At 70.2% G+C, this 22,469-nt stretch carries 26 protein-coding genes and 1 pseudogene; 14 read left to right on the top strand and 13 right to left on the bottom strand.

Annotation, left to right across the window (positions count from 1 at the left end):
- The first annotated feature begins 211 nt into the window (after nt 1-211).
- Nucleotides 212-1,462 (top strand): MFS transporter, encoded by a 1,251-nt coding sequence (locus H0H10_RS21125; RefSeq protein ID WP_188182593.1) that lies wholly within the window; start codon nt 212-214, stop codon nt 1,460-1,462.
- 66 nt (nt 1,463-1,528) lie between these two features.
- On the opposite strand, the gene H0H10_RS21120 is transcribed toward H0H10_RS21125, so the two are convergent.
- Nucleotides 1,529-2,242, bottom strand: coding sequence for a 2-phosphosulfolactate phosphatase (locus H0H10_RS21120; RefSeq protein ID WP_188182592.1), 714 nt, complete (start codon nt 2,240-2,242; stop codon nt 1,529-1,531).
- Nucleotides 2,243-2,286: 44 nt separating this feature from the next.
- Entirely contained in the window at nt 2,287-3,096 is an 810-nt protein-coding gene (locus tag H0H10_RS21115; RefSeq protein WP_188182591.1) for an alpha/beta fold hydrolase, read from the bottom strand.
- A gap of 104 nt (nt 3,097-3,200) precedes the next feature.
- On the opposite strand from H0H10_RS21115, the gene H0H10_RS21110 reads away from it, so the two are divergent.
- The 5 genes from H0H10_RS21110 to H0H10_RS21090 all read left to right on the top strand — a co-directional run bounded on the left by H0H10_RS21110 (nt 3,201) and on the right by H0H10_RS21090 (nt 6,273).
- Nucleotides 3,201-3,455, top strand: coding sequence for a hypothetical protein (locus H0H10_RS21110; RefSeq protein WP_188182590.1), 255 nt, complete (start codon nt 3,201-3,203; stop codon nt 3,453-3,455).
- Nucleotides 3,452-3,823 carry a fic family toxin-antitoxin system, toxin component gene (locus tag H0H10_RS21105; RefSeq protein WP_188182589.1) on the top strand — a complete coding sequence of 124 codons (372 nt, stop codon included), beginning with the start codon at nt 3,452-3,454 and terminating at the stop codon, nt 3,821-3,823. Before H0H10_RS21110 ends, H0H10_RS21105 begins: the two co-directional genes overlap by 4 nt.
- 50 nt (nt 3,824-3,873) lie before the next feature.
- Nucleotides 3,874-4,632 carry a PIG-L deacetylase family protein gene (locus H0H10_RS21100; RefSeq protein WP_188182588.1) on the top strand — a complete coding sequence of 253 codons (759 nt, stop codon included), beginning with the start codon at nt 3,874-3,876 and terminating at the stop codon, nt 4,630-4,632.
- A 311-nt stretch (nt 4,633-4,943) separates the two neighbouring features.
- Complete coding sequence (locus H0H10_RS21095; protein WP_188182587.1) at nt 4,944-5,186, top strand: hypothetical protein; 243 nt, start codon at nt 4,944-4,946, stop codon at nt 5,184-5,186.
- Nucleotides 5,179-6,273: a response regulator gene (locus H0H10_RS21090; protein WP_188182586.1), complete on the top strand. Its 1,095-nt coding sequence runs from the start codon at nt 5,179-5,181 to the stop codon at nt 6,271-6,273. The genes H0H10_RS21095 and H0H10_RS21090 overlap by 8 nt, the downstream gene beginning before the upstream one ends.
- Before the next feature lie 150 nt (nt 6,274-6,423).
- Here the strand turns inward: H0H10_RS21090 and H0H10_RS21085 are convergent.
- From H0H10_RS21085 to H0H10_RS21065, 5 genes and pseudogenes are all read right to left on the bottom strand, one after another.
- Nucleotides 6,424-6,618, bottom strand: a pseudogene (locus tag H0H10_RS21085) (DUF899 family protein); the annotation flags it as partial.
- A complete protein-coding gene (locus tag H0H10_RS21080) occupies nt 6,615-6,950 on the bottom strand; it encodes an ArsR/SmtB family transcription factor (RefSeq protein WP_188182585.1) in 336 nt (111 codons plus the stop codon). The gene H0H10_RS21080 and the pseudogene H0H10_RS21085, both read right to left, overlap by 4 nt.
- Nucleotides 6,947-7,444: an SRPBCC domain-containing protein gene (locus H0H10_RS21075; protein WP_188182584.1), complete on the bottom strand. Its 498-nt coding sequence runs from the start codon at nt 7,442-7,444 to the stop codon at nt 6,947-6,949. The genes H0H10_RS21080 and H0H10_RS21075 overlap by 4 nt, the downstream gene beginning before the upstream one ends.
- A gap of 158 nt (nt 7,445-7,602) precedes the next feature.
- Nucleotides 7,603-7,812, bottom strand: coding sequence for a 4-oxalocrotonate tautomerase family protein (locus H0H10_RS21070; protein WP_188182583.1), 210 nt, complete (start codon nt 7,810-7,812; stop codon nt 7,603-7,605).
- A gap of 68 nt (nt 7,813-7,880) precedes the next feature.
- Nucleotides 7,881-8,636, bottom strand: a complete 756-nt coding sequence (locus tag H0H10_RS21065; RefSeq protein ID WP_223180188.1) for an SDR family oxidoreductase — start codon at nt 8,634-8,636, stop codon at nt 7,881-7,883.
- Nucleotides 8,637-8,729: 93 nt separating this feature from the next.
- Here H0H10_RS21065 and H0H10_RS21060 point away from each other — a divergent pair, with 93 nt between their 5' ends.
- The 6 genes from H0H10_RS21060 (at nt 8,730) to H0H10_RS21035 (ending at nt 13,309) form a co-directional block, all read left to right on the top strand.
- Complete coding sequence (locus tag H0H10_RS21060) at nt 8,730-9,596, top strand: helix-turn-helix transcriptional regulator (RefSeq protein ID WP_188182581.1); 867 nt, start codon at nt 8,730-8,732, stop codon at nt 9,594-9,596.
- 258 nt (nt 9,597-9,854) lie between these two features.
- Complete coding sequence (locus tag H0H10_RS21055; RefSeq protein WP_188182580.1) at nt 9,855-10,331, top strand: hypothetical protein; 477 nt, start codon at nt 9,855-9,857, stop codon at nt 10,329-10,331.
- A 179-nt stretch (nt 10,332-10,510) separates the two neighbouring features.
- Nucleotides 10,511-10,855, top strand: coding sequence for a hypothetical protein (locus tag H0H10_RS21050; protein ID WP_188182579.1), 345 nt, complete (start codon nt 10,511-10,513; stop codon nt 10,853-10,855).
- 60 nt (nt 10,856-10,915) lie between these two features.
- Nucleotides 10,916-11,848: a hypothetical protein gene (locus H0H10_RS21045; RefSeq protein WP_188182578.1), complete on the top strand. Its 933-nt coding sequence runs from the start codon at nt 10,916-10,918 to the stop codon at nt 11,846-11,848.
- A gap of 207 nt (nt 11,849-12,055) precedes the next feature.
- Complete coding sequence (locus H0H10_RS21040) at nt 12,056-12,814, top strand: IclR family transcriptional regulator (protein ID WP_188182577.1); 759 nt, start codon at nt 12,056-12,058, stop codon at nt 12,812-12,814.
- An 87-nt stretch (nt 12,815-12,901) separates the two neighbouring features.
- Complete coding sequence (locus H0H10_RS21035) at nt 12,902-13,309, top strand: STAS domain-containing protein (protein WP_373566858.1); 408 nt, start codon at nt 12,902-12,904, stop codon at nt 13,307-13,309.
- An 86-nt stretch (nt 13,310-13,395) separates the two neighbouring features.
- Here H0H10_RS21035 and H0H10_RS21030 read toward each other — a convergent pair whose 3' ends face one another.
- The 3 genes from H0H10_RS21030 to H0H10_RS21020 all read right to left on the bottom strand — a co-directional run bounded on the left by H0H10_RS21030 (nt 13,396) and on the right by H0H10_RS21020 (nt 18,135).
- Entirely contained in the window at nt 13,396-15,516 is a 2,121-nt protein-coding gene (locus H0H10_RS21030) for a PQQ-dependent sugar dehydrogenase (RefSeq protein ID WP_188182576.1), read from the bottom strand.
- A 327-nt stretch (nt 15,517-15,843) separates the two neighbouring features.
- Entirely contained in the window at nt 15,844-17,289 is a 1,446-nt protein-coding gene (locus H0H10_RS21025; RefSeq protein WP_188182575.1) for an extracellular catalytic domain type 1 short-chain-length polyhydroxyalkanoate depolymerase, read from the bottom strand.
- 330 nt (nt 17,290-17,619) lie between these two features.
- Nucleotides 17,620-18,135, bottom strand: a complete 516-nt coding sequence (locus H0H10_RS21020; RefSeq protein WP_188182574.1) for a DinB family protein — start codon at nt 18,133-18,135, stop codon at nt 17,620-17,622.
- A gap of 107 nt (nt 18,136-18,242) precedes the next feature.
- Between H0H10_RS21020 and H0H10_RS21015 the strand changes: the two genes are divergently transcribed.
- A complete protein-coding gene (locus H0H10_RS21015) occupies nt 18,243-19,178 on the top strand; it encodes a phosphotransferase family protein (RefSeq protein WP_188182573.1) in 936 nt (311 codons plus the stop codon).
- 22 nt (nt 19,179-19,200) lie between these two features.
- Here H0H10_RS21015 and H0H10_RS21010 read toward each other — a convergent pair whose 3' ends face one another.
- The 3 genes from H0H10_RS21010 to H0H10_RS21000 all read right to left on the bottom strand — a co-directional run bounded on the left by H0H10_RS21010 (nt 19,201) and on the right by H0H10_RS21000 (nt 21,271).
- Nucleotides 19,201-19,950 (bottom strand): methyltransferase domain-containing protein, encoded by a 750-nt coding sequence (locus H0H10_RS21010; protein ID WP_188182572.1) that lies wholly within the window; start codon nt 19,948-19,950, stop codon nt 19,201-19,203.
- A 174-nt stretch (nt 19,951-20,124) separates the two neighbouring features.
- Nucleotides 20,125-20,865 carry a hypothetical protein gene (locus H0H10_RS21005; protein ID WP_188182571.1) on the bottom strand — a complete coding sequence of 247 codons (741 nt, stop codon included), beginning with the start codon at nt 20,863-20,865 and terminating at the stop codon, nt 20,125-20,127.
- Nucleotides 20,831-21,271: a hypothetical protein gene (locus H0H10_RS21000; protein WP_188182570.1), complete on the bottom strand. Its 441-nt coding sequence runs from the start codon at nt 21,269-21,271 to the stop codon at nt 20,831-20,833. Before H0H10_RS21000 ends, H0H10_RS21005 begins: the two co-directional genes overlap by 35 nt.
- Before the next feature lie 304 nt (nt 21,272-21,575).
- Between H0H10_RS21000 and H0H10_RS20995 the strand changes: the two genes are divergently transcribed.
- Nucleotides 21,576-22,445: a YwqG family protein gene (locus H0H10_RS20995; protein ID WP_188182569.1), complete on the top strand. Its 870-nt coding sequence runs from the start codon at nt 21,576-21,578 to the stop codon at nt 22,443-22,445.
- Nucleotides 22,446-22,469 lie beyond the last annotated feature (24 nt).

The raw sequence follows: 22,469 nt of genomic DNA, 5'->3' as shown, positions 1-22,469 counted from the left end.
TGAATGCACCACCCGACGCATCGGTACGAGCGGGCGCACCGAGATGCCATGAGGCGATGGTGGGCCAATATCAGAACGTCCCTCCAACAGGTGCGTTTCTGGCATCTGCGCCTGGTGTGGCCTCGTGTTCCCTAGGGTGAAGGCGAACGCAACGCACCAACCCTGCGGTATTCAGGGCTGTTTCCGCACGACCGCGGACAGAAAGCGCGCCATGAAAACTCTCCGCGCCCTTCGCAGTTTTCCTCTCACCGTTCGCCTGCTTCTGCTCAACCAATTCGGCATCGACGTCGGCTTCTATCTGCTGATTCCCTATCTCGCCACGCATCTGACCGCCGACCTGGGCTTGTCCGCCACCCTCACCGGCACCGTGCTCGGCGTCCGCACCCTCTCGCAGCAGGGCCTGTTCGTACTCGGCGGCACCGCCGCCGACCGACTGGGCGCACACCGGGTCATTCCCTTCGGTTGCGCCCTGCGTACGATCGGCTTCGCCCTCTTCGCCCTGGGCGACGGAATCGTCACCGTGTTCGCGGCCTCGGTCCTCAGCGGACTGGCCGGCGCGCTCTTCTATCCGGCCGTACGCTCCTACCTCGCGCAGCAGGCCCGGGACCGGCAGGCCGAGGCGTTCTCACTGCTGAACGTCTGCGCCACCGCCGGCGGAATGATCGGACTGCTGCTCGGCAGCGTGTTCTGCCTCATCGACTTCCGCGTCTGCGCCCTCTCGGCCGCCGCGGTTTTCGCGGTCCTGACGGTCGCTCAGCTCTTCTCGCTGCCCGTGCACCAGGTCCGGCCCACCGGCAAGACGGTCCTGCTCGACTGGCGTGAGGCACTGCGCCATCGCGGCTTCCTCGCCTTCGCGTTGACGATGATGGGGATGGCGGCCCTGGAGAACCAGCTCTACCTGCTGTTCACCATGGGCGTTCGGCGGGCCTCCGGCTGGGACGGCTCCATCACCCTGCTGTTCCTGTCCGGCGCGCTCGCACAGCTGATGCTGCAACTGCACGTCACTCGGCTCACCCGGTCCCGCGGCGACGCCGGACGCTGGATCGCGCCGGGTCTGGCCCTGATGGGCCTGGGTTTCCTGCCGCCCGTCCTGGTGAGTGGCACGGGCCCGGCCGGCGGCACATCGGACGCGGTGCTGCGGACCGTGCCCCTGGCCGTCGGGGCGCTGCTGATGTGTCTGGGCGTGATGATCACCCAGCCGTCGGCGATGGAGCTCGTCACCCGCTACGCGGCCGACGGCATGACCGGTACCTACTTCGGCCTGTTCTACGTCCTGTCCGGCACCGCCGCCGCGGCCTGCAACACAGGTGTGGGCTGGGTGATGGATCTGGGCGAGCGGACCGGCCGCACCTGGCTGCCGTGGACCTGCTGCGCGGCACTCGGACTGCTCTCGTCATGCGCCGTGGCCTGGATACACCGCCACCGCGCGCTGCCGGCCGATCCTGCGGCAGTGTATGCCTGACCCGTCCCGGCGGGCACAGGGCCGACGAGCGCTCGGAGGGACGGCAGGACACTGCGGTCCGCCGTGCTAGGCCGGCGTTTGGATCGAAGTCCCTTCGGCCGGCGAAGGCACCGCGCACGGGCGCAGGACCATGAGCGAGTCCTCCGAGGCCGCCACCATGGCAAAGGGGAACCGGTCGAGCTCCAGACAGAGTGCGACGTCATCAGGATGGACTCCTTGACGCACACCTTCCGCCAGCTCGGCGGCGGCGCGCGACTCCCCGGCGCGGCGTAGGAACCCGGCTGGATCCGTCCCGGCCTCGGTAGCCCTCCGAGCGATGTACTGAGCGCACGCCAGATCCTCGTCGGCCTGCCCGCCCTCGCCGGTGACCACGAACGTGACGCTGTCACACTCGCGTGTCCGCAACAGCCGAGCCGTTGCCTCCGCCACCACGAAGCCGGCGCACAGCACCAGCGACGCCTCCTTGACCGCGAGGGCGCCGACCGTCCCTGCCGTGGTCTTCTGCACCACGGTCCGTCCGCCGAGGTCGATGGACCGCAGCAGACCCGGGGAGTTGACGGTGTCGAAACCGGGAGCGGGCGGACCGTCTTTGAGCGCTGCCCAATCCGGGTGACAGGCCTTGAGGGCCAGGGCCTCGTCCAGTGACTCGGCAAGAACGATCTTCTCCGCTCCCTGGGCGAAGGCCCAGGCAGGCACCGTGAACGCACGCATGACGTCGACCACGACCGCCACGGACGGGACTTCGACCAGCTCGGCGATGCCAAGGAAACGAGCGTCCATCCGAACATGATCGCAGTTCGCCGGGGGGACCCTCGCGCCGCCTGTCACAGCGAGTCGAGGAAAGCACGGACCGCGGCGGCGAATCCTGCGGGGTCACTGTCGTGAACGGTGTGTCCCGTGGGCAGTTGGACCAGTCGGGTGCGGGGACGGCGGGCCTGCATCTCATGCCCGTGCTCGGCGCTGAGCGTGTCGCTGCGGATGCCGTGAATCAGCAGAGCGGGGCAGTCGGTGGCCAGCCAGTCATCCCAGTGATCACCCAGGAGCTGCCGCTGCGAGGTGACCATGTCCTCCGGGCGGAAGGCCAGTCCCCAGCCGTCGGCGTATGCGCGCAGGGCGTCGGTGAGATAGCGAGCCGCGTCCCCGAGTTCCTCGATCAGGGCGGCACGGGTGGGTGCCCGGCGGGGCCAGGCAAGACAGAAGGACAGGTCGTCGTCGACAACGGCACCGATGTCCTCGACGACCAGGGCGCTCACGCGCTGCGGGTGACGGGCGGCGAGCTGGTAGGCATTGACGCCGCCCAGCGAATGGCCGAGCACCACCACGTGGCCGAGCCCCAGATGGTCGAGCACTGCCACGGCGTCGGCGACGTACCCCTCCCGGGAGAAGTCCGCCGGCCGGTCCGACTCCCCGTGTCCGCGCTGATCCGGCGCGACGACCCGCCAGTCAGGGGCGAGTTCGCGGGCCAGACGGGCGAAGGTGCGGCCTTCCGAGAAGTGCCCGTGCAGGGCCAGCAAAGGCCGCCCGGGCCCGCCGGAGTCCAGCAGGGACAGACGCCTCCCACCGAGGTCCAGGTCTCTGCGGACCAGTTCGAATTCCCTGTGTGCCGAGGGGGCCGAGTGTGCGGTCGACGTCATGCCCGGGACTCTAACGCGCGGGTCTGACATCCCCCTTCACGCGACGGGAGCGGCCGTGAACGGCTCGGCGCCGTGCCCCTGCTACCAGGGTGCTACCATGTGGTGTGGCCTCTGCGAAGAAGCAAACTCAGATCCGGCTGGAGCCCGACGTCCTCGCCGCGGGCAAGGAAGCCGCGGCCTCCCGAGGGCTGGACTTCAACCGATACGTCGAGCGCCTCATCATCGAGGACACCACCGGCGCCCGGGCCGCCGGGATGGCGGCCGCACAGCGCCTCCTCGACGAGCACGGCACCTTCCTCGACGACCTCGAGCACCAACTCGAGCAGCCGTACGACCGGCAGCCCGGCGCCGCCGCGTGATCCTGCACATCGACGAGTCCTGGATCCTCGAAGTCGCCGAGCGAGCCGGGCGCAGCGACCCGGGCGTGGACGACTACGGCGTACCCGTCGCCGCCGTCGCCCGCCACCGCGGCGAACTTCTCGACCACCCGGTCTACGACGGCCCGTACGCACGAGCCGCCGCCCTGGTCCACACCCTGGGGCGCTGCCGCTGGCTGGAACGCTCCAACCTCACCGTTGCCTGCGCCGTCGCCGTCATGTACCTGGAAGCCAGCAGCATCCCCGTCAACCCCACGCGCGAACAGCTCACGGCGCTCGCGCACGAACTGCACAGCCCGCGGTGCACCGCCGGCCGGATCGCCGCCATGCTGCGCACCTGGAAGCCCTGACGGGGCACCCACCGAAGGCGGTCTGTTTCATGACGGAAGGCGGTCCGTCCATGCCCGTGCCCAGCCTGCTCGCCGTCTTCGCCCACCCGGACGACGAGTCGTTGTCGGCGGGAGGAGTGCTCGCCCGTCACGCGGCTGCGGGCGCGCGTACGGCCGTCGTCACGGCGACCTGGGCCGAGGCCACCGCGCGAGCTGCGGAGCTGGCCGAGGCGCTGCGGATCCTCGGCGCCGGCGAGCCGCGGATGCTCGGCTACGCCGATGCGCGTGTACCGGAGTCGGCCCCGGGCGCGGCGCGGTTCTGCGATGCACCGCTCGACGAAGCGGTACGGCGGGTCGTAGGGCACATCCGTGCGTTCCGCCCCGACATCATCGTCACCCATGACGCCTACGGCGGGCTGCCCGGCCACCCGGACCACGTGCACACCCACCGGGTGACCATGATCGCGGCCCGGGCGGCCGGGCTCGAACAGCTCTACCCGGACGCGGGAGCAGCCTGGCAGCCCCGTGCGCTCTGCCTGGCCACGCACCCGCATTCGGCCGTGCCGGCCCTGAGAGACGTGATCGGTGCGCGCAAGGCGGTGTACAGCGTTCCGGACGAACAGGTCACCGCTACCGTCGATGTCGGCCCCTGGATGAAGCAGAAGATCGCCGCGGTACTGGCCCATCGCTCCGAGGTGGAGCGGGGAGCCCTGCCGGGCGTGATCGCCGGCCTGTCGCCGGATGCACGGGAACGGCTGTTCGCCACCGAGTGGTACATCCGTCACGCACTCACCTCTGCGGCGCCGGCCCAGAGGGAACTGACCGCCTGACCACACGGTCCGGACCGCGAGGGCCGCGTTCCTCGCGGAACGCGGTTCGGGGGGCGGCCGTCAACACCGTGTTCGCGGGCGGTGTGAGTGTTGCCGCAACACCGGACGGCGATTCGGCACGGATCCGCAGGTCAGAAGTGTTGCGGATGGCCGGGCGGGGTCCGCAACGGGCCATGCGTGTTGCCGATTCGTCGGTTGCCTGGCGCAACGGATTCACCCGGCGTCAATCTGGAGCCCGTCGCAAGGCGGGTTCGTCCGGGGCCCGCTCGGTCTCGGCCGGGTGTCCGGCAGGGGTGAGGAAGGGCTGGGAGATGGATCGTTCACTTGTGTCGGTGCGGGCAGCGATGGTGCTGCTGCTGGCGGCGCTGGCCGGTGTGGGCGCAGGCCTGTTGACGGTGCTGGCCGGTAACGGGATCGCGGCCGGTGTGCTGGCAGGGCTCACCGCCGCGGGCGGAGCCGTGCCGGTGTTCAACCAGGTCATCGCCCCTGACACCGTCCACGGCAGGCCGGCCGTGCGCGAGGCCGGCGCGAAGGGCGGGAACGCCCGTGGGTGAGCTGCGTCCTCTCGCCGAGAACCTGACACCGCAAGCGCGAGCGCTGGCCATGGCGCTGCGCGAGCTGTTCGAGGCCTTGGAGGTCTCGGTCCGCCGTTACGCGGCCCGCCGGGTGCGCGACGCCGGCACCTTCTCCCGCTACCTCAACGGCAGTCGAGTGCCTCCATGGGAAGTGGTGATGGACCTGTTCACGGACGTCGCCGAACACCGCGGCATGGCCGCGACCCCGGACACCATCGAACTGGTGCGCCGCCTGCACCGGGCAGCCGTCGAGACCAGTTCCTCGCCCCGCCACGCGATGGAAGTGCTCGAGCAGCAGCTCGCCGAAGCCGACCGTGTCTCCCGCCGCTCCGCCGCCCGCGGCGACGCGCTGAGCGACGCGCTGCTGGACCGCAAACACCGCATCGCCGACCTGGAGGTGCGCCTGAACCAGATGGAAGCGGAATGGAGCGCGGAGCGCGAACGAGCCGAGCGCCTGGCCGCGGCCAACCCCGACGTCACCGACCTGCTGCGTGAACGTGACAGGCTGCAGGAGGAAGTCGCCCGCCTGTCCGCCCAGTTGAACCAGGCCGAGAAACAGCGTGACGAAGCCGAAGCGCGCTGCACCCTGCTGGAACGACAGCTGGAGGTGGTCGAGCAGGTCCAGGCCGTCGCTGCCGTGACACCGGTGGCTCCTCAGGCGATGCCCAAGGTCCTCGTCGTGGACGACCAGCCGGACAACCTGCTGGCCATGACCGCCGTCCTGGCCACCCTCGATCAGGAACTGGTCGCCGTCTCCTCCGGCCGCGAGGCCCTCAAAGCCCTCCTCGACCACGACGACTTCGCCGTGATCATCATGGACGTCCAGATGCCCGACATGGACGGCTACGAGACCGCCGCCCACATCAAACGACGCCTCCGCACCCGCGACGTGCCCATCATCTTCCTGACCGCCATGGGCGCCGACCCCGAACACTCCGCCCGCGGCTATGCCGCCGGCGCAGTCGACTACATCGGCAAACCCTTCGACCCCTGGGTCCTGCGCGCCAAGGTCGCGGTCTTCACCGGCATCTACCTCGAACAACGACGCCTGGCCGGAGAGCAGTGACCACCGGGCGGATGCGCGAGGGGACGGTCTTCACCGCACAGGGCGCCCGGCGGCCGGGGCTGTCGGGATGCAACGGCAGCAGGACGCGGAAGGTGGCGCCCTGCCCGGAGGCGGTGCGGACCTCGACGCGGCCCTGATGAGCGGTGATCAAGGAGTGGACGATGGACAGTCGGCGGCGACCGCGGTCATGGGCAGGCGCCCTCGGGCGGCGGCGATCGCGTCGCCTTCCCGGGTGTGCGCCTTCTCCCGGATCCGCAGCCGGTCCGGCTCGGCCTGGAAGGTGACCCGGTCGGCCGTCGGCGGCAGCACCGGAGCGCGGTCCGCCGTCCTGCTGTCATCCGTCAGTCGGCCGTGTCGGATGCGGGGCTCTCCGCCAGCTCCTTGATCCGCAGCAGACGCGTCTGCCAGGAGCGGCCGATCCGGTCGAGTTCGCGGGCCAGCGCGCCGAGCCGGGCGCCGACTGCGACGTAGACGACCTCGCGTCCGCGCTGCTCGGACTCGACCAGCCCGACCTCCCGCAGCACCTCCAGGTGCTTGCCGATCGCCTGCCGGCTCACCGGCAGGACCCTGGCCAGCGCGGACGCCGACATGGGGCCCTCGCCGAGCCGGGTGAGGATCTCCCAGCGCGTCGCGTCGCCGAGCGCGGCACACACGACGGGAAGAGCGGGGGCCGTCATGGACGCCCCGTCGGGGCCGGCGCGCTCTTCTCGACGAACGCCTTCGCGGCCGCCAGCTCGGTGAGCCAGCCCTTGTCGTTGCCCTCGCGCTGCTTCAGCCACGCCGCCGGGTCGTCGGCGAGGCTGGAGAACCCGCTCTCCACCACGCGCAGGGTCACCCCGCCGCCGGCGCGCTCGTCGATCCAGAACTCGACCAGGGTCGAGGGCGTCGATCCGTCCCGGAACGGGGTTCCGATCCAGCGGAACGCCGCGTAGCGAGGCTTGTCCAGCTCCACCGTGCGGAACCGGAACTCACCCAGCGACGGATGGCGCACCACGGCCACGTCGCCCTCGTAGCGCAGGTCCTGCTCGGCCTCGACCACGCCGTCGTTGATGTACCAGCCGGGCCGTACGACCAGCTCCCATACCCGTTCGGCCGGGGCGTCGATGTCGATCTGCCGGGCGATCCGGTCGAGCTCGGCCAGCTCCGCGTCGGTGTAGGTGGTGTCGTTCATGGGTAGCTCCCTCGCATTGCTGTGCAACTGAACGATTGCACATCGCGAGAGTGACTGCAACCTGTGGGTTGCATTTGCTGTTCCGGGGTGCCGGACCCGGTCAGGGCGGATCGTGGCGGCGGCCCGCGCTCCGGGCGTCGGGCCGCCGCGCGTGATCGTCAGGCGTCGCCGTTGAGCATGGCGGCGGTCAGGACATTGCCCGCGACACCCCAGCCGCCGTCGACGACTTCGTCGACGAGCACGACGGTGGTGGGACGGGCCCGCTCGCCGTAGATCTCCGCATAGAGCTCGGTGGTGCGCTCGATGATCTTCTTCTTGTCCTCGTCGGTGATGGTGCCCGCGGGGACCTTGAAGTTGGCGAAAGGCATGTGTGTCTCCTCTGTGTGGGTGTCGTCAGGGGTCTCGGGTCTGATCGCTGCGGCGTTCGGTCAGGTCGTCACACCAAGCCCCCGTTCGCCCGCAGGATCTGGCCGTTGACCCAGTGCCCTTCCGGACTGGTGAGGAAGGCGACCACCTCGGCGATGTCCTCCGGGGTGCCCAGCCGCTCCAGCGGAACGGCTGTGGCGAGCTGGTCGATCTGCTCGGGGGTCTTGCCGTCGAGGAACAGGTCGGTGGCCGTGGGCCCGGGGGCGACGGTGTTCACGGTGATGTCCCGTCCGCGCAGTTCGCGGGCGAGGATCAGCGTGATCGACTCGACGGCGCCCTTGCTCGCCACGTACGCGCCGTAGCCGGGGAACTGGGTGCCGACCACGGAGGTCGAGAACGCCACGAAGGAGCCCCCCGGGCGCAGTCGCCGAGCCGCCTGCTGGGCGACGACGAACGTGCCGCGGATGTTGGTGCGGTGCACGGCGTCGAGCACGGCGAGGTCGAGATCGGCGATGGGCGACAGAGCGAGTCGGCCGGCGGCGTTCACGACGGCATCCACGCCGCCGAACTCCCGCTCCGCCCGGTCGAACAGCGCGGAGACCGCGTTTTCATCCGCTACGTCCGCCTTCACGCCGATCGCCCGCCCGCCGGCGGCGACGATCTCCGCCACGGTCTTCTCGGCGGCGGCGTCGTCGCCGGCGTAGCTCACGACGACGGCCAGGCCCTGCCGGCCGAGCTTGCGGGAGACCGCGCGGCCGATGCCGCGCGATCCGCCCGTGACGACGGCGACCCGTTCGGTCGCCCGTTCTCGGGGTGGCTGGTTCATGGTCACGCCCTCCACCATGCGCGGTGCCGCCCGGCGCAACCAGGGGATGTCATCCCCTGGGTCGCCGGCCCGGCCGAGCGCACAATGGACGGCATGGCCTCCGCAGGATCTACGAGATACACCGAGCTGGGCGCTTTCCTGCGTTCGCGGCGTGAACGCATCCGCCCGGCCGACGTGGGGCTTCCCTCAGGGCCTCGGCGACGGGTGCCCGGCCTGCGCCGGGAAGAGGTCGCCCAGCTCGCCGGGGCGTCCGTGGACTACTACAACGAACTCGAACGCGGCGCCGGGTCCCAGCCGTCCGAGCAGATGATCGCCGCGCTGGCGAGGGCCCTGCGTCTGACCGCTGACGAACGCGACTACCTCTACCACCTCGCGGGCCGCCCGGTGCCCGTGCACGGCGCCGCGTCGCACGTCCACCCGGCCATGCTCGACCTGCTCGATCGTCTGACCTCCACCCCCGCACAGGTCATCACCGACTTGCACGTCACCCTGGTGCAGAACCCGCTCGCGGTGGCACTGCTCGGGGACCAGTCCGGCTTCCGGGGCCCTCGGGCCAGCTTCGTCCACCGGTGGTTCACCGACCCGGACGCCCGGCGCCTGTATCCCGAAGCCGATCACGAGGCCCAGTCCCGTGCCTTCGTCGCCGATCTGCGAGCCGCCGCGGCGCGGCGGGACGCCAGGGACACCGAGGCAAGCTCGATGATCAGCACACTGCGCGACGCCTCCGCCGAGTTCGCCGCCCTGTGGGCCGAGCACGACGTGGCGTTCCGGCGGGACGACCGCAAGCGCCTCGTCCACCCCACGCTCGGGCTGATCGAGGTCAACTGCCTCAACCTGTTCAGCGAAGACGGCCGGCAACGGCTGCTCTGGTTCACCCCCGCGGTCGGCACGGACAGCGCCGACCTGCTCAGGCTGCTCGCCGTCATCGGCACTCAGGACATCGCCCGACCGACGCGGTGAGTCCTCGTACACCTGGTGAGGAACGCGCGAGCACTGGGAGCGGCCCGTCCGTCCGGTCGACACGTGGGGGAGAGCGGGGGAGCATGGAACGGCGGGTCCCCTTCCGGCCTCCAGGTTGCCGCCCTGTACGCGCCGGCAACGAGAGCCCAGGACGGCAGGCGCCGGCCCGCCTTGCAGGCCGTCGCGCGGTGCTCGTGGCGATGACGCCGACGCCTCTGCGGACGGCCTTTCCCCCGCCTCTCTGATGGGAGCACTGTCATGCATCTGCACCCTCGACGCACCGTGGTCTCCGTGCTCGCGTCCTCGCTCGCACTGTCCGGTGCGATCGTCTTCGCACCGACCGCCGCTGCGGTACCCGCCGCAAGCTGCACGGTCACACCCGCGGCGAACGGCATGTCCGTCACCATCTCCGGCGAGGGCTTCACGGCTCCGCGGGACCTCAACGACGGTGAGTCCACAGAGCGCCTGAATGTGGATGAGAACGGAAACTTCCTGCTGACGCGCTTCCAGAGGAACGTCGACTACACCGTTCTCGCGGTCAACGAGGACCAGAGCGACATCTTCGTGAACTGCCGGGTCGTCCCGCCGAGCACAGAGCAGGTCCAGCCCGGAACAGGCACGATCGAGCCCGAGACGGCCGAACCCGGAACAGGCACGATCCAGCCCGAGACGGCCGAACCCGGGACTGGGATGCTCCAGCCCGGCACGGGCACTGAGGAGACGGACGTGCGCTGAGCCGGCAGCGGGTGATGAGCAGGCCGGTTGGCGGCCGTAGCTGATGCCTTCGATGCCTTGGAGGAACCAGTTCGTGCAGGGTCGTTTCGTCGTCATCCGTTCGTGTCAAGCGCGGATGCGGTTCGGCTCAGCGGGCAGAGATGGCCGCGGCATTGTTCCACCAGCAGAAAGGCCCATCGATGCGTCTTCGCTCCGCCTTCACCGCCGTTCTCGGCGCCGGCCTGCTCGTCGCTGCCGTCCCCTCTTCTGCCTCAGCCGCGTCGGGGCAGTTCCGCTACGACTACGTGACCGTCGAGGGCTATGAGGCGACCGGCTTCCTCAACGACCCGCCGAGCGACCTGTGCCTGAATCTCCACGGCGTCGGCGAGGAGAACCCCGAGCCCGGCCATTCGCCGAAGAACCGCACGGACGCCTGGGCGACGGTCTACACCGGTTCCAACTGCGAGGGCGACTCCTTCAGGCTCCGCCCGCTCACCGGTGGCGGCTCCGAGCGGCTGAAGGTGCGGTCGGTCCTGTTCGATTGACACACCGCCAGGCCCCGGCTTTTCCATCCCGCCCCTCACCGCCTGTCTATGCTCTGCGGCATGCGACGCAGCGATGTCACGCGGCACGACGGCAGGTGGGTGGGGCTGTCCCTGGACGTACAGGACCGCCACCAGCCGGGTCTGTGTGTGTTCAGCGCCGGGCCGCGGCTGCTGGTCTCGCAGCAGTCGCGGGCCGTGCTGCTCGCCGATGTCGACGAGCGCCTCGCGGGCGTGGAGTTCTGGCGCACCGGCGAGTACCGCTCCTTCGTCCCGCCGCTGCGTGCCGATGTGGGCCGTGTCCTGGCAGGCAGCCCGCAACGGTGGGCTCACCGCTTCGCGCAGTACCTCGTGGACTCGCCGGACAGCCCATTGCACGAGGGACGATGGCTGCTCTCATGTGAGAGTCCGCTCCAGCGCCGGTGCCGCGCCGGCACTTCGCACGCCGAGTACTGGGGCTCGATGCTCGTCGAGGGCCATCCGGACGGATACATCGACTGGTTCTTCCACGCCGGCTCGTGGGAGGTTCTACCGCTGCGGCCGATGCCCGGTCCGGGCGACAGCAGCGTCAAGGCGTACCGCAGGCAGGCCCGCGAAGGGACGCTCCCACCGGTTCTGTTGTGGTGGGTCAGTGGCCTGGACTGCCATCTGATCCTGGACGGCCACGCACGGCTCGCCGCGGCGATCGCCGAGTCCATCGAGCCTCCGCTGCTGCAGTTGCACCGCACGGTGCCGCGCGACGACCTCGCCGCACGCATCGATGACGCCGTGGGCTTCTATGAGGACGAACTGGCACGCTTCGCCGGACTCCGCGCCGTCCACGGCCCCGCTGTCCCGGACGGCGCCGCCACCGCCGGCCCGCAACTCGTCCGCCTCCTCCACGACCTCAATACAGCGGCACAACTCACCTGGGCCTGGCCCCTGCCCGGCGGAGAGGCCCGGTGGCGTCGCGTCGCGCAGGAGGTGACCGCCGGCCAGGACTGGCCCCGTACCTGAGTTCCGCCCTCGATGTCGATGGCCCGCTGCAGAGCCGGGAACGTGCCGGTCGGCACGGACCGGAGCCGGGCAACCACTGAGGGTGCCGCCTCCCACCGGATCGAGGCGGTGACCGGTCTGCGACCGACGGTGGCGGGGACCCGCGGCTCGGGGCACCGGGCGTCGGAGCAGCTTGCCCTGCGCGCCCGTCGCGCGCACGGTGGAGGTATGGGCGCTCAAGAAGGCCCCACGCTCATCACCTCCGTACAGCGGGCTTTCCGGCTGCTGGAGGCGGTAGGGGCTCATGAAGGCGGCGCACCGGCCAAGCAGCTGGCGCGTGAGACGGGGCTGGCCCTGGCCACCACGTACCACCTGCTGCGGACCCTTGCGCACGACGGATACGTGCGCAAGCTGGAGGACGGCTCCTACGTCCTCGGCGAGAAGCTGGGAGTCCTGCACGACGCCAGTGGGACACAGGCACTGCTCAGCAGGGTCCGCCCGATGCTGGGTTCCCTGCGCGACCACCTGTCCGCCGCCGCCTACCTCACCTTCTACGAGGACGGCGAGATCCGCGTGGCAGAGATCGTCGACGGCCCCCAGGCGCCCCGCGCCGAGCTGTGGGTGGGTTTCGAGGACGCGGGCCACGCCACCGCGCTGGGCAAGTGTGTGCTGCGCGAGCTGGACGACGAGGCACGCCAGGAGTACCTTTCCCGGCACTCCCTGGCGGACCTCACGCCCAGGACGATCACCCACCGCGGGGAGCTGCTGCGGCGGCTCGACGCCTTCCCCGACGACCGGGCCGTCACTGACCTGGAGGAGTACTCCCTCGGGACCGTCTGCGTCGCGGTGCCCGTGTACAGGGGTGACACTCTCGGATCCCTGGGTGTCTCGCTGCGCGCGGATCGTTCGTCCACGATCCAGGTCGCCTCCGCACGGCTGCTCGCCGCGGCGAACCGGGTGACCAGGGGACTCTCGCTCACTATCTGAAACTCGCACCCTTGTGACAGGAAACTCAAGACCCGTTTACTGGATGAACGAGACATTCGGGACGGCGAGAGAGGCAGAGAGCAGAGAGTGCGGACGCCCAAACGGCTCACCCTGAGGAACGACAAGCTCGATCACTGCACGACGAACGGGTGGACCGTCGTCAGCGTCACCGGCGAGGTGGACGTCTGCTCTTCACCCGCGATCCGCGAGGCCGTCGCCCGCCTCGTCGACGAAGGGCACCGGCACTTCGTTCTGGATCTGTGCCAGGTGACGTTCTTGGACTCCATGGGCCTGGGCACGATCGTGGCGATCACCAAGGGCCTTCAGGCCCACGCGGGGTCCCTGCTCCTGACCTGCGCCGATGCCCGGATACTCAAGGTGTTCAAGGCCGGCGGCCTGTATCCGGTGTACGCCTTCCACGACTCGGTCGAGGAGGCGACGCGCCACGCTCCCGAAGGTAGTGGCCTGGCCGGCTGGCCGCACGGCCACACCTGATCGACTCAGGGGGCGGGATGCCGCAGGTGTGGCGGCGGGGCGCCACCCCTGGGGATGGCGCCCCGCCTCTGTGCCTGTGCAGCCGGTCAGTCGGCCGGTGTCAGTGCGACCTCGGCGCTGCCCGAGAGGGACGGCAGACCGTCCGGGGGAGAGTCCTTGTAGGTGGCGTTGAAGACCGCCTTCAGGTTGTCCGCACCGGCGTGACCGCCGTCCACGAACGTCTTGAACGACCCGGAGCACCCGGTGCTGGAAGAGAGCGGGTGGCCGTGCGTGTCGTGGCCGAGGATGAACGAGACGGTGACCTTGGAGCAGTCCACCGGCTGGTCGTCGGTGACGGTGACATTCCAGGTGACCGTGTCACCCCAGTGGAACGCCGTGCCGCCGTGCGGAGCCGGGTCGGTCGTGAGCGAGACGGTCGGCGCCTTGTTGCCCACCACGACGGGAACCGATGCGGAGGCCGAGCGCCCGGTGCTGTCGGTGACCTTCAGCGTGGCGTCGAAGACGGCGTTCTCGGTGAACGTGTGCTTCGGGTTGGCCTCCGTGGAGTCCACGGTGCCGTCGGCGTCGAAGTCCCAGGCGTAGCGGAGGGCGTCACCGTCGGCGTCCTTCGTGCCGGCGCTGGAGAACTGGACCGTCAGCGGGTTGGTCCCGTTGACCACGTCCGCGGCGACCTTGGGTTCCGGGGTGCGGTTGCCCCGCGTGAAGTCGATGCGGGAGAGCTGGGCCTCGGGCAGCTCCGCGAAGTACCCGGTGCCGTACTCGAGGACGTAGAGCGCGCCGTCCGGGCCGAACTCGGCGTCGATCGGGCCGTCCGTCGTGATCGAGGGGATCGCGTCCTCGATCTTCTTGACCTCGTTCTTCCGGCCGAGGGTGATGGCCTTCATCTGGTCGCGGGTCCACTCGTAGAAGAGCGGCTTGCCGTCGAAGTACTCGGGCCAGCGGTTCTCGGCCTTGTTCCGCTTGTCGTAACGGTACGCCGGGCCGCCCATGGGGCCGATGCCGCCCGTGCCGAGCTCCGGGAACTCTTCGGAGGCCCCGTAGCCGTAGACGATCTCCGCGTCCGTGACCGGCGGCAGCTTGCTCAGTCCGGTGTTGTGCCGCGAGTCGTTGACCGGCTCGGCGCAGTCGAACGCGCCGCTCGACTTCTTGGTGGCGAAGTCGTAGTCCTGGTACGGCATGTCCTGGGTCACGCACAGCGGCCAGCCGTAGTTGGCCGGGCGGTCGATGACCATCCAGCGGCCGTGGCCGGCGGGGCCGCGGTCGGGGTTCGCCTGGTTGGCGTCGGGCGAGTAGTCGCCGACGTAGACCTCTCCGGTCCTGTCGTCCACCCCGAACCGGAACGGGTTGCGCAGGCCCATGGCGTAGATCTCGGGACGGGTCTTCGGGGTGCCCGGCGCGAAGAGGTTGCCGTCGGGTATCACGTAGCCGCCGTCGCGCTTGACCTTGATCCGCAGGACCTTGCCGCGCAGGTCGTTGGTGTTGGCCGAGGTGCGCCGCGCGTCGTAGGCCGGGTTGCGGTCGGGGCGGTCGTCGAGCGGGGCGTAGCCGTCCGAGGCGAACGGGTTGGAGTCGTCGCCGGTCGACAGGAACAGGTTGCCCTTGTGGTCGAAGTCGATCTTGCCGCCGACGTGGCAGCAGATGCCGCGGTCGGCGGGGACGTCGAGGATCTTCTGCTCGGTGCCGAAGTCGAGCTTGTTGCCCTCCAGTTTGAACCGCGAAAGCCGCGTGACGCCCTTGTACTTGGCGAAGTCCGCGGCCGTGCCGTACTCCGGTGCGTCCCCTTCGTTGACGCCCGGGGTGGCCGGGTCGTCCATGGGGGTGTCGAGGCGGGGGGAGTAGTACAGGTAGACCCAGCGGTTCTTGGCGAAGCCGGGGTCGATGGCGATGCCCTGCACGCCTTCTTCGTCGTGCTGGTAGAGCCCGGCCGGGCTCTTCTTCATGTCGGCGGCAAGGAAGTTCACGCCGCTCTTCGGGTCGTGGATCCGGACCTCTCCCGTGCGCGCCGTGTGCAGCACCCGCCGGTCGGGGAGGACGGCGAGGGCCATGGGCTCGCCCGGGCGGTCGTTGAGGGTGACCTTCTGGAAGTCCGACTGGGCCGGCGGTGCGGGGTCCGACTTGGCGGCCTGGGCCGGTGACAGAGGCAGGAGCCCGACGGCTCCGGCCAGCGCCGCCGCCCCCACAAGGGTGACGATCCGTCTGTTGCGCACTCAGAACTCCTCTGGTCTGGTCAGCGGCTGCGGCAGCCCGGGGGCTGGCCCCGGCCGGCTGCTACAGAGTGAAGACGGGTGAAAAACCATGCGAAGTGAGCCAGTTGGACGCTAGAGCGCCTACTTTCCACTCGTCAAGGACAAAGTTTCAACTTTCTTGGGGAAAGGCGGTCCGGGTGCTGGGCCATCCATCGGGTGGATGACGGCCCGTCCTGCCGAGCATGTGTGCGCCCGCCATGGTGGGCGGCCCTTTGGAGTGGGCTGCCGCCATGACGGGCGCAGGACGCATCTGTTGGGCGCGGCCTCTGCGGTGCTGGCCGGCCCGGGTCAGGGGCAGGATCCGTCCGCGATGGTGAAGTAGCCGGTGGGCGACTCCTTCAGGGTGTGGGTGACGAAGGTGTTGTACAGGCCCATGTTCTGGTTGGAGCCCTTGGCGTAGGTGTAGCCGCCGCTGGTCGTGGCGCGTCCGGACTGGACGTGGGCGTAGTTGCCGGCGGTCCAGCAGGACGCCGTGGCGCCGGTGGTCCGCGCGGTGACCGCGCCCGACGGCGTGCCCGTCCTGCCGTCGGCGTCACGGGCGGCGACCGTGTAGGTGTGGGAGGAGCCCGCGGTCAGGCCGGTGTCGGTGTACGTCGTCGTGGTCGACGTGCTGATCGGAGCACCGTCGCGGTGGACGGCGTAGCCGGTGGCGCCGTCGACGGCGTTCCAGCGCAGGCTGATGGTGGTGTCCGTGGCGCCGGTCGCGACCAGACCGGTGGGGGCCGGCAGTGAACCGGGCTGGGAGCCGGACCCTTCCAGGCCGAAGAACTGCGTGATCCAGTGGCTGGAGCAGATCGAGTCCAGGAAGTAGGCGGCGCCGGTGCCGCCGCACTGCTGGGCGCCGCTGCCCGGATCGACGGGGGTGCCGTGTCCGATGTTCGGTACGCGGTTCACCTCGACGGCCAGCGGGCCGCCCCCGGCCGCGTACTCCTCGTGCCGGGTGGAGTTGGGGCCGATGGCCGAGGTGCGGGTCGGGGTCTGGGACAGGCCGTGCAGCGCGGTCCACTGGTCGCGCAGCTCGTCTGCGTTGCGCGGTACGACGGTGGTGTCCCTGTCGCCGTGCCAGATGGCCACGCGCGGCCACGGGCCGGTCCATGACGGGTACGCGTCGCGGACCCGCTGGGCCCATTGCGCCGGGGTGAGGTCGGTGCCGGGGCTCATGCAGGAGTACGCGCTGCCGACGTCGGTGGCGCAGCCGTAGGGCAGCCCGGCGACGACGGCTCCGGCCTGGAAGACGTCGGGGTAGGCGGCGAGCATCACCGACGTCATGGCGCCACCCGCGGACAGACCGGTGACGTAGGTGCGTCGGGCGTCCGCGCCGTAGGCGGAGACGGTGTGCGCGGCCATCTGGCGGATCGAGGCGGCTTCGCCCTGGCCTCTGCGGTTGTCGCTGCTCTGGAACCAGTTGAAGCACTTGTTGAGGTTGTTCGAGGTCGTGGTCTCGGCGAACACCACCAGGAACCCGTGCCGGTCGGCGAGTTCGGGCAGCCCGGAGTTGTTGGCGTAGGTCTGGGCGTCCTGCGTGCAGCCGTGCAGTGCGAACACCACGGCCGGGTTGCCGGGCAGGGATGCCGGCCGGTAAAGGTACATGTTCAACTGGCCCGGGTTCGCACCGAAGTCGGTGACCTTGGTCAGGCCGACCGCGGCGTGGGCGGCCGGTGCCGGACCGGCCAGGGCCGCTCCGAGGACCAGGGCCACGACGGCCACGAGGCGGGTGAGCGCTCTTCGGGCCATGCCGCCCGTCGGGCGGGGCCGTGGACCGGCGTGCGGCGGCGCGGGGGAGATACGGTGCGGCGGAGTGGCGGCTTTTCGGAACGGCGGCGACTGCATGGCGGCTCCCTTGGGCGCGGGGGGACACCGGGTCGGTCCGCAGGCGAGGACCAGCGGGAGCGGCCCGGTGTCCGGCACCGTAGGGGTTGTTCAACGAGCAACGATATGGCGGGCAGCACTACACCCTGGAGCGGCAGGGTGTGCGCTCGAACGGGTTGTGCCGGTGCGTGCCGTCTGCTAGCGAGGCGCTCGCCGGCGCCACGAGATGCGCGCGGACCCACCCGGGCAGTCGCTCTAGTAGTACCCCTTCGTCCCGTCGAGCAGCTCCCTCACGATGTCCGCGTGTCCCGCGTGCCGTCCGGTCTCCTCGACGAGATGGATGAGCATCCAGCGGAGGTTGGCGTTGCCGGAGCGGTAGTCGGGGTGGCGGCCGACGTCGTCCAGGGAGGCCGCGGCCACGATCTCGTTGCTTCGGGCGCACTGGCTCTCGTACTCCGCGAGCAACTGCTTCAGCGGTATGCCGTCGGTGCGCCAGTCGGCGTCTTCGTCGGTCTCGTCGAACGACGGGTTCTGCGTCTTGTCACCGCCCAGGAACAGCACCTCCAGCCAGGTGTGCTCGACCCACCGCATATGGCTGATGAGCCCGGCCATCGTCATCGCCGGCGAGGTCGGGATGACGGAGCGGTGCGCGTCTGCCTCGCTGAGGCCGTCGCACTTCCATCGCAGGATCTTCCGTTGCAGATCCAGCCAGCCGATGAGCGCGGTGCGCTCGTCGGCCTGCAAGGGGGGACGCTCAAGTGAAGGGGTCATGCCTGCGGACGTTAGGGCGCCCGGTCTCCGGCTGTCGCCTGATTTTCGGTCGTGCATGGGCATGGGCTCGAGAAGGGGCCGGCCCGCCTGTGTCAGCATGTTCGGTCATGCTGGACTACGAACCGAGCGCCGGGACACTGGCCGCCATCGCCGGCCGGCACGGGACCCGGGCCGAACAGGTGCGCCCCCTTCCCTCCGGGGTGGCCAACCGGGTCTTCCTTCTCGGTGACAACCTGGTCTTGCGCATACCGCGGACGAAGCAGTTCCTCCCGGACCTGGTCAAGGAGGCCGCCGTCATCCCCGTCGCCCGGCAGGCCGGCGTGCGCACGCCCGAAATCGTCGCCTTCGACGACACCTGCTCGGCGGTGGACGTGCCCTACATGCTGCTCACGCGAGCACCGGGAGCAGATCTCGTCCGCCTCGAACCGGCCACCGCCGACACCGACCGCGTCTTCCACCAGGTGGGTCGAGAACTGGCCCGGCTCCACCGGCTGACCCCGGCCGGCGCACCCGACCTCCGTACCGTCCCCGTGGACGACGGCACCACAGACCCGTGGGCACTCACCGACCGCCTGCTCACGGACGGCTGGATCGACGCCGGGGCCGCCCGCTGGCTGAGGGGCTGGCTCGATCGGCTCTCGGTACATCTCCCCGACGAGCCGCACCAGGTCCTGGTGCACGGCGACATCGCTCCGCAGAACCTGCTCGTCTCCCCGCGGACCGGTCGGCTCACGGGCATCGTGGACTGGGGCGATGCCCAGTGGACCGATCCCGCCGTCGACTTCGCCAAGATGCCCCTGACCGCGATCCCGGCCATGCTCGACGGCTACCGGCAGGAGACCGGCGAGCGCACCGCAGTACCTTCGCCGACGTGGGAAGCCCGTGTGCTGTGGTTCCACCTCACGTGGGCCCTCGGCCGCCTGGCAGATCCCGTCCCGCACCCGGGCGAACGTCATTGGACGGCCCCTCCGGCCAGCCGACTCCTGGGCCTGCTCCGCTTCTTCGCCTCTGTTCCACCGGCTCCCTGGAACGTTCTGGCGTGATCCACTGGTGTCCGCACGGTGGTCAAGGAGATGCGGAACCGTGGGACGGCTTCTGCCACACGGAGACGTGTGACCTGCTGGACGCGGTGAAGGGCGCCTCGTTCCAGTCGGCCCACCGCTCGGACAGGTCCAGGCCGGCGAGCATGGCCATCAGGTCGAGCTCGGAGGGCCAGACGTAGCGGTGAGGTGAGAGGAAGGTGGAGCCCTGACCGTCGACGATCGTGTAGTGATGCGAGACCAACTGCTGGTTCACCAGGTCGTACGTGTCGAAGCCGACGTGCCGGTCGCCGATGTGGAACGGGCGTGCCGTTTCGCCCGGCGGCAGCCGCTGCAGTTCGGGGACGAAGACCTCGATCACGAATCGGCCCCCAGGCTGAAGGTGCCTTGCGGCGTTGCGGAAGCACGCGACTTGTTCCTGCTGGGAGAGCAGGCAGGTGATGGCGTTGTAGACGAGGTAGACCAGGCTGAACGTGCCCGGAACCCGAGAGGTCGTCATGTCCCCGATGGTCAGGGCCACGTCGTCGCCGCCGGGCTTCCTGCCGAGCTCCCGGGCCATGGGCTCCGACTTCTCGATCCCCGCCACACGAACGCCTCGCTCGCTCAGCGGAAGCGCGACGCGTCCTGTCCCCACCGCGAACTCCAGAGCGGGGCCGCGGCCCGCTCGGCGTTCGAGGAAGGAAACCGCGGGACCCAGGACGTCGGGCGCGTACATGTGTGCCGATGACTCGTCGTACCCCTGTGCCACCTGCTCGTTCCACACGTCTGCATCCATGACCTGGAAGGCTGCCACGCCGCTCGTCCGGCAAGCCACCGGATTTCGCCGACCGCCGGCCCCTACCGCCCGCCGAGGGAGGGTGATCCGAACAACCGAGGGCGACCGTGGCAGGGCGGCACTCCCGGTCTGTGGGTGCCGCCCTGCCGCCGGCCGGCCGTGGGAAGTGCGGGGTTACCGTACGTCGTAGGCCCGGGTCACGGTCTGGGTGACGGAGTTGCCCTTGGTGTCCGTCAGGGCGACCTTCAGGGTGACCTGCTTGCCGGAGGCGCCGGCATGGTCGACCGTGGCGGTCCAGACACCGTCGTGCCGGTCCGTCGCCGCCTCGGTCCAGGTGCCGCCGCCGTCGTAGGAGTACGACAGCTTCGCTGCCCGCAGCTCGCCGGGCCGGTAGCCGGCGTGTCCGGTGACGCCGAGGGTGATGCGCTGCCCGTCATGCGCGGCCAGCGTCTTCATGCCGTCCTCGGGCAGTCGGTACTGCGGGAAGAGGACCGGCAGTCCCTGCGAGTAGACCCCCTCCTCGAACCGGGAACGGAACGACCATGTCGTCTCGGTCGACACGGACCGCTTCCAGACCTGCGAGGGCTGCCCGATCTTCATGGTCCGCAGGGTCAGTTCGTACGCGGAGTCGGCCGCCGGAACCTCGAAGACACCGTAGGGACAGGCGCTGGTGCCCGCCACCTCGCCGTCGATGCCCAGGGTCATGGACCCGAGGTCGCCGAACGACCCCTGGTTGGCGGCGTGTTCACGGTCGCCCCACATGGCCGGCACGACGCCGATCCGGTTGCCCTGCCGCTCGGCGGCGAGTTGCTCCCTGCCCGAGGCGTCCCGCGGCGTGGCCGGGGCCAGGACACCGCCGTACCAGTCCTCGGTGCGACGCTCACCCGCTCGGTAGGTGCGGACGGCGCCCATCATGGTGCGCGTCGTCGTAGCCCTGACGCACCAGGCCCGTCACGTTGAACAGCTCCTGGTCGACGCGGCCGGCGGCGATCGCGGCGGCGGCGCCCTCCGGGTAGACGTAGAGGTCCTTGCCCGCCTGGCGGGTCTGCACGAGCGGTGTGCTGCCGTCCGCGGCGGGCAGCGGGACCGCCGAACTCCGCCCGGACGGGCCCTCGGTGACCAGGACCCGGTCACCGGTGACGAGGGTGACGACAGCGCCCTGCCCACCGCGCGCGGTGGCGGCGGCCGAGCTGCCGGTCAGAGGTCTCTTCTCCGCGGGGGTGCCGTTCCCCGGTGCCCCCGCCATGGAGGGCACGGCCGCGGTGGCGGCCAGAACGGCGGCGATCGCCGTCCCCAGGGCAGTACGCGATATCGAGCGCATCGCTCTCCCCAATCTGTGCACCGGCATGTCCGGGCCGATGGCACGTCAGCGCCGTGTGCCTGCGACGAGACGTCGAAAGGCAGGCGGCGGAAGCTGGTTGGTACTGGGGTGGCCCCACCTTGGCAGACGGGCGGCTGGTACGGAGGGGAAGACGGTGGCGGGTTTACGCTGTGGCCGCATTCCGCCACCCGACGACCCGAGAGGCCGGCCCGACCCGCCTCGGCCACGCCGCCCATGACGAGAGGCAGGGGGATCGCGGGGCCGATGGGGCCGGCTGTCACACCCTGGTCCTAGAGTCCGGTGCATGACCCGTCGTACCCCAGCCCGCCCGGTGAACGTGGAGAAGCTCTTCCCTGAGCTGATCCCCTTCCGCCGTCAGGCCGTTCGCCTGCATCCGCGCGCCGGTTCCCCCTCCAGCCACGAAAGTTCCGTCGGAGGACCACTGCTGTGGCCCGCGGCAGAGCCGTGGCCCGTGTGCGCGCAGGAGCACTACGACCCCGACACCGTGAGCGAACTCCAGGCTGCCGTGCCCATGGTCCCCGTCGTACAGGTGCACAAGGCCGACGCCCCGGGCATCCCGTTCCCCGACGGATCCGACTTGCTTCAGGTGCTGTGGTGCCCTTACGCGCACGGCGAGTTCTGCTACCCCCTGCCTCGGGTGCACTGGAGGGACTCCCGTGCGATCGGAGACACACTGCCCACACCGGCGCCGGTGGACGGGCTGCCCAAGGACTGGTACCCGGACCCGTGCGTGATCCACCCGGAGCAGGTGACCGAGTACCCGAGCCACGATCTTCCCCGCGACGTGTACGACGCACTGCGGCAACGCTTCGATGAGCTGCATGCCACGACCGGCCTGGACTACTGGTACCACTTGGCTGAGGCACCTGGGATCAAGCTGGGTGGCTACCCCGGCTGGACACAGGAACCGTGCTGGCCCGAGTGCGCAGCATGCGGCGGGCGCATGGAGCACCTTCTGACCGTCGCCAGCTGGGAGTTCGACGGAGAGTCCTGGCGTACGTGGCTGCCGGTGGAGGACCGGACCGACAGCGGTTGGGCCGAAGCCGCGGACAATCCCGCGGGCCTGTGTCTCGGCGACGCCGGAGGCGTGTACGTCTTCGAATGCCGCGCCTGCCCCGACCGCCCCATCGGGCACTGGTTCGACTGCTCGTGACCGGCCGTTCTCGTGCGGTGGCGT

It is taken from the genome of Streptomyces griseicoloratus, from assembly GCF_014534645.1.
Taxonomy (GTDB): Bacteria; Actinomycetota; Actinomycetes; order Streptomycetales; family Streptomycetaceae; genus Streptomyces; species Streptomyces griseicoloratus.
The sequence above is the reverse complement of the archived record's forward strand: the minus strand, read 5'-3'. Positions and strand labels throughout refer to the sequence as shown.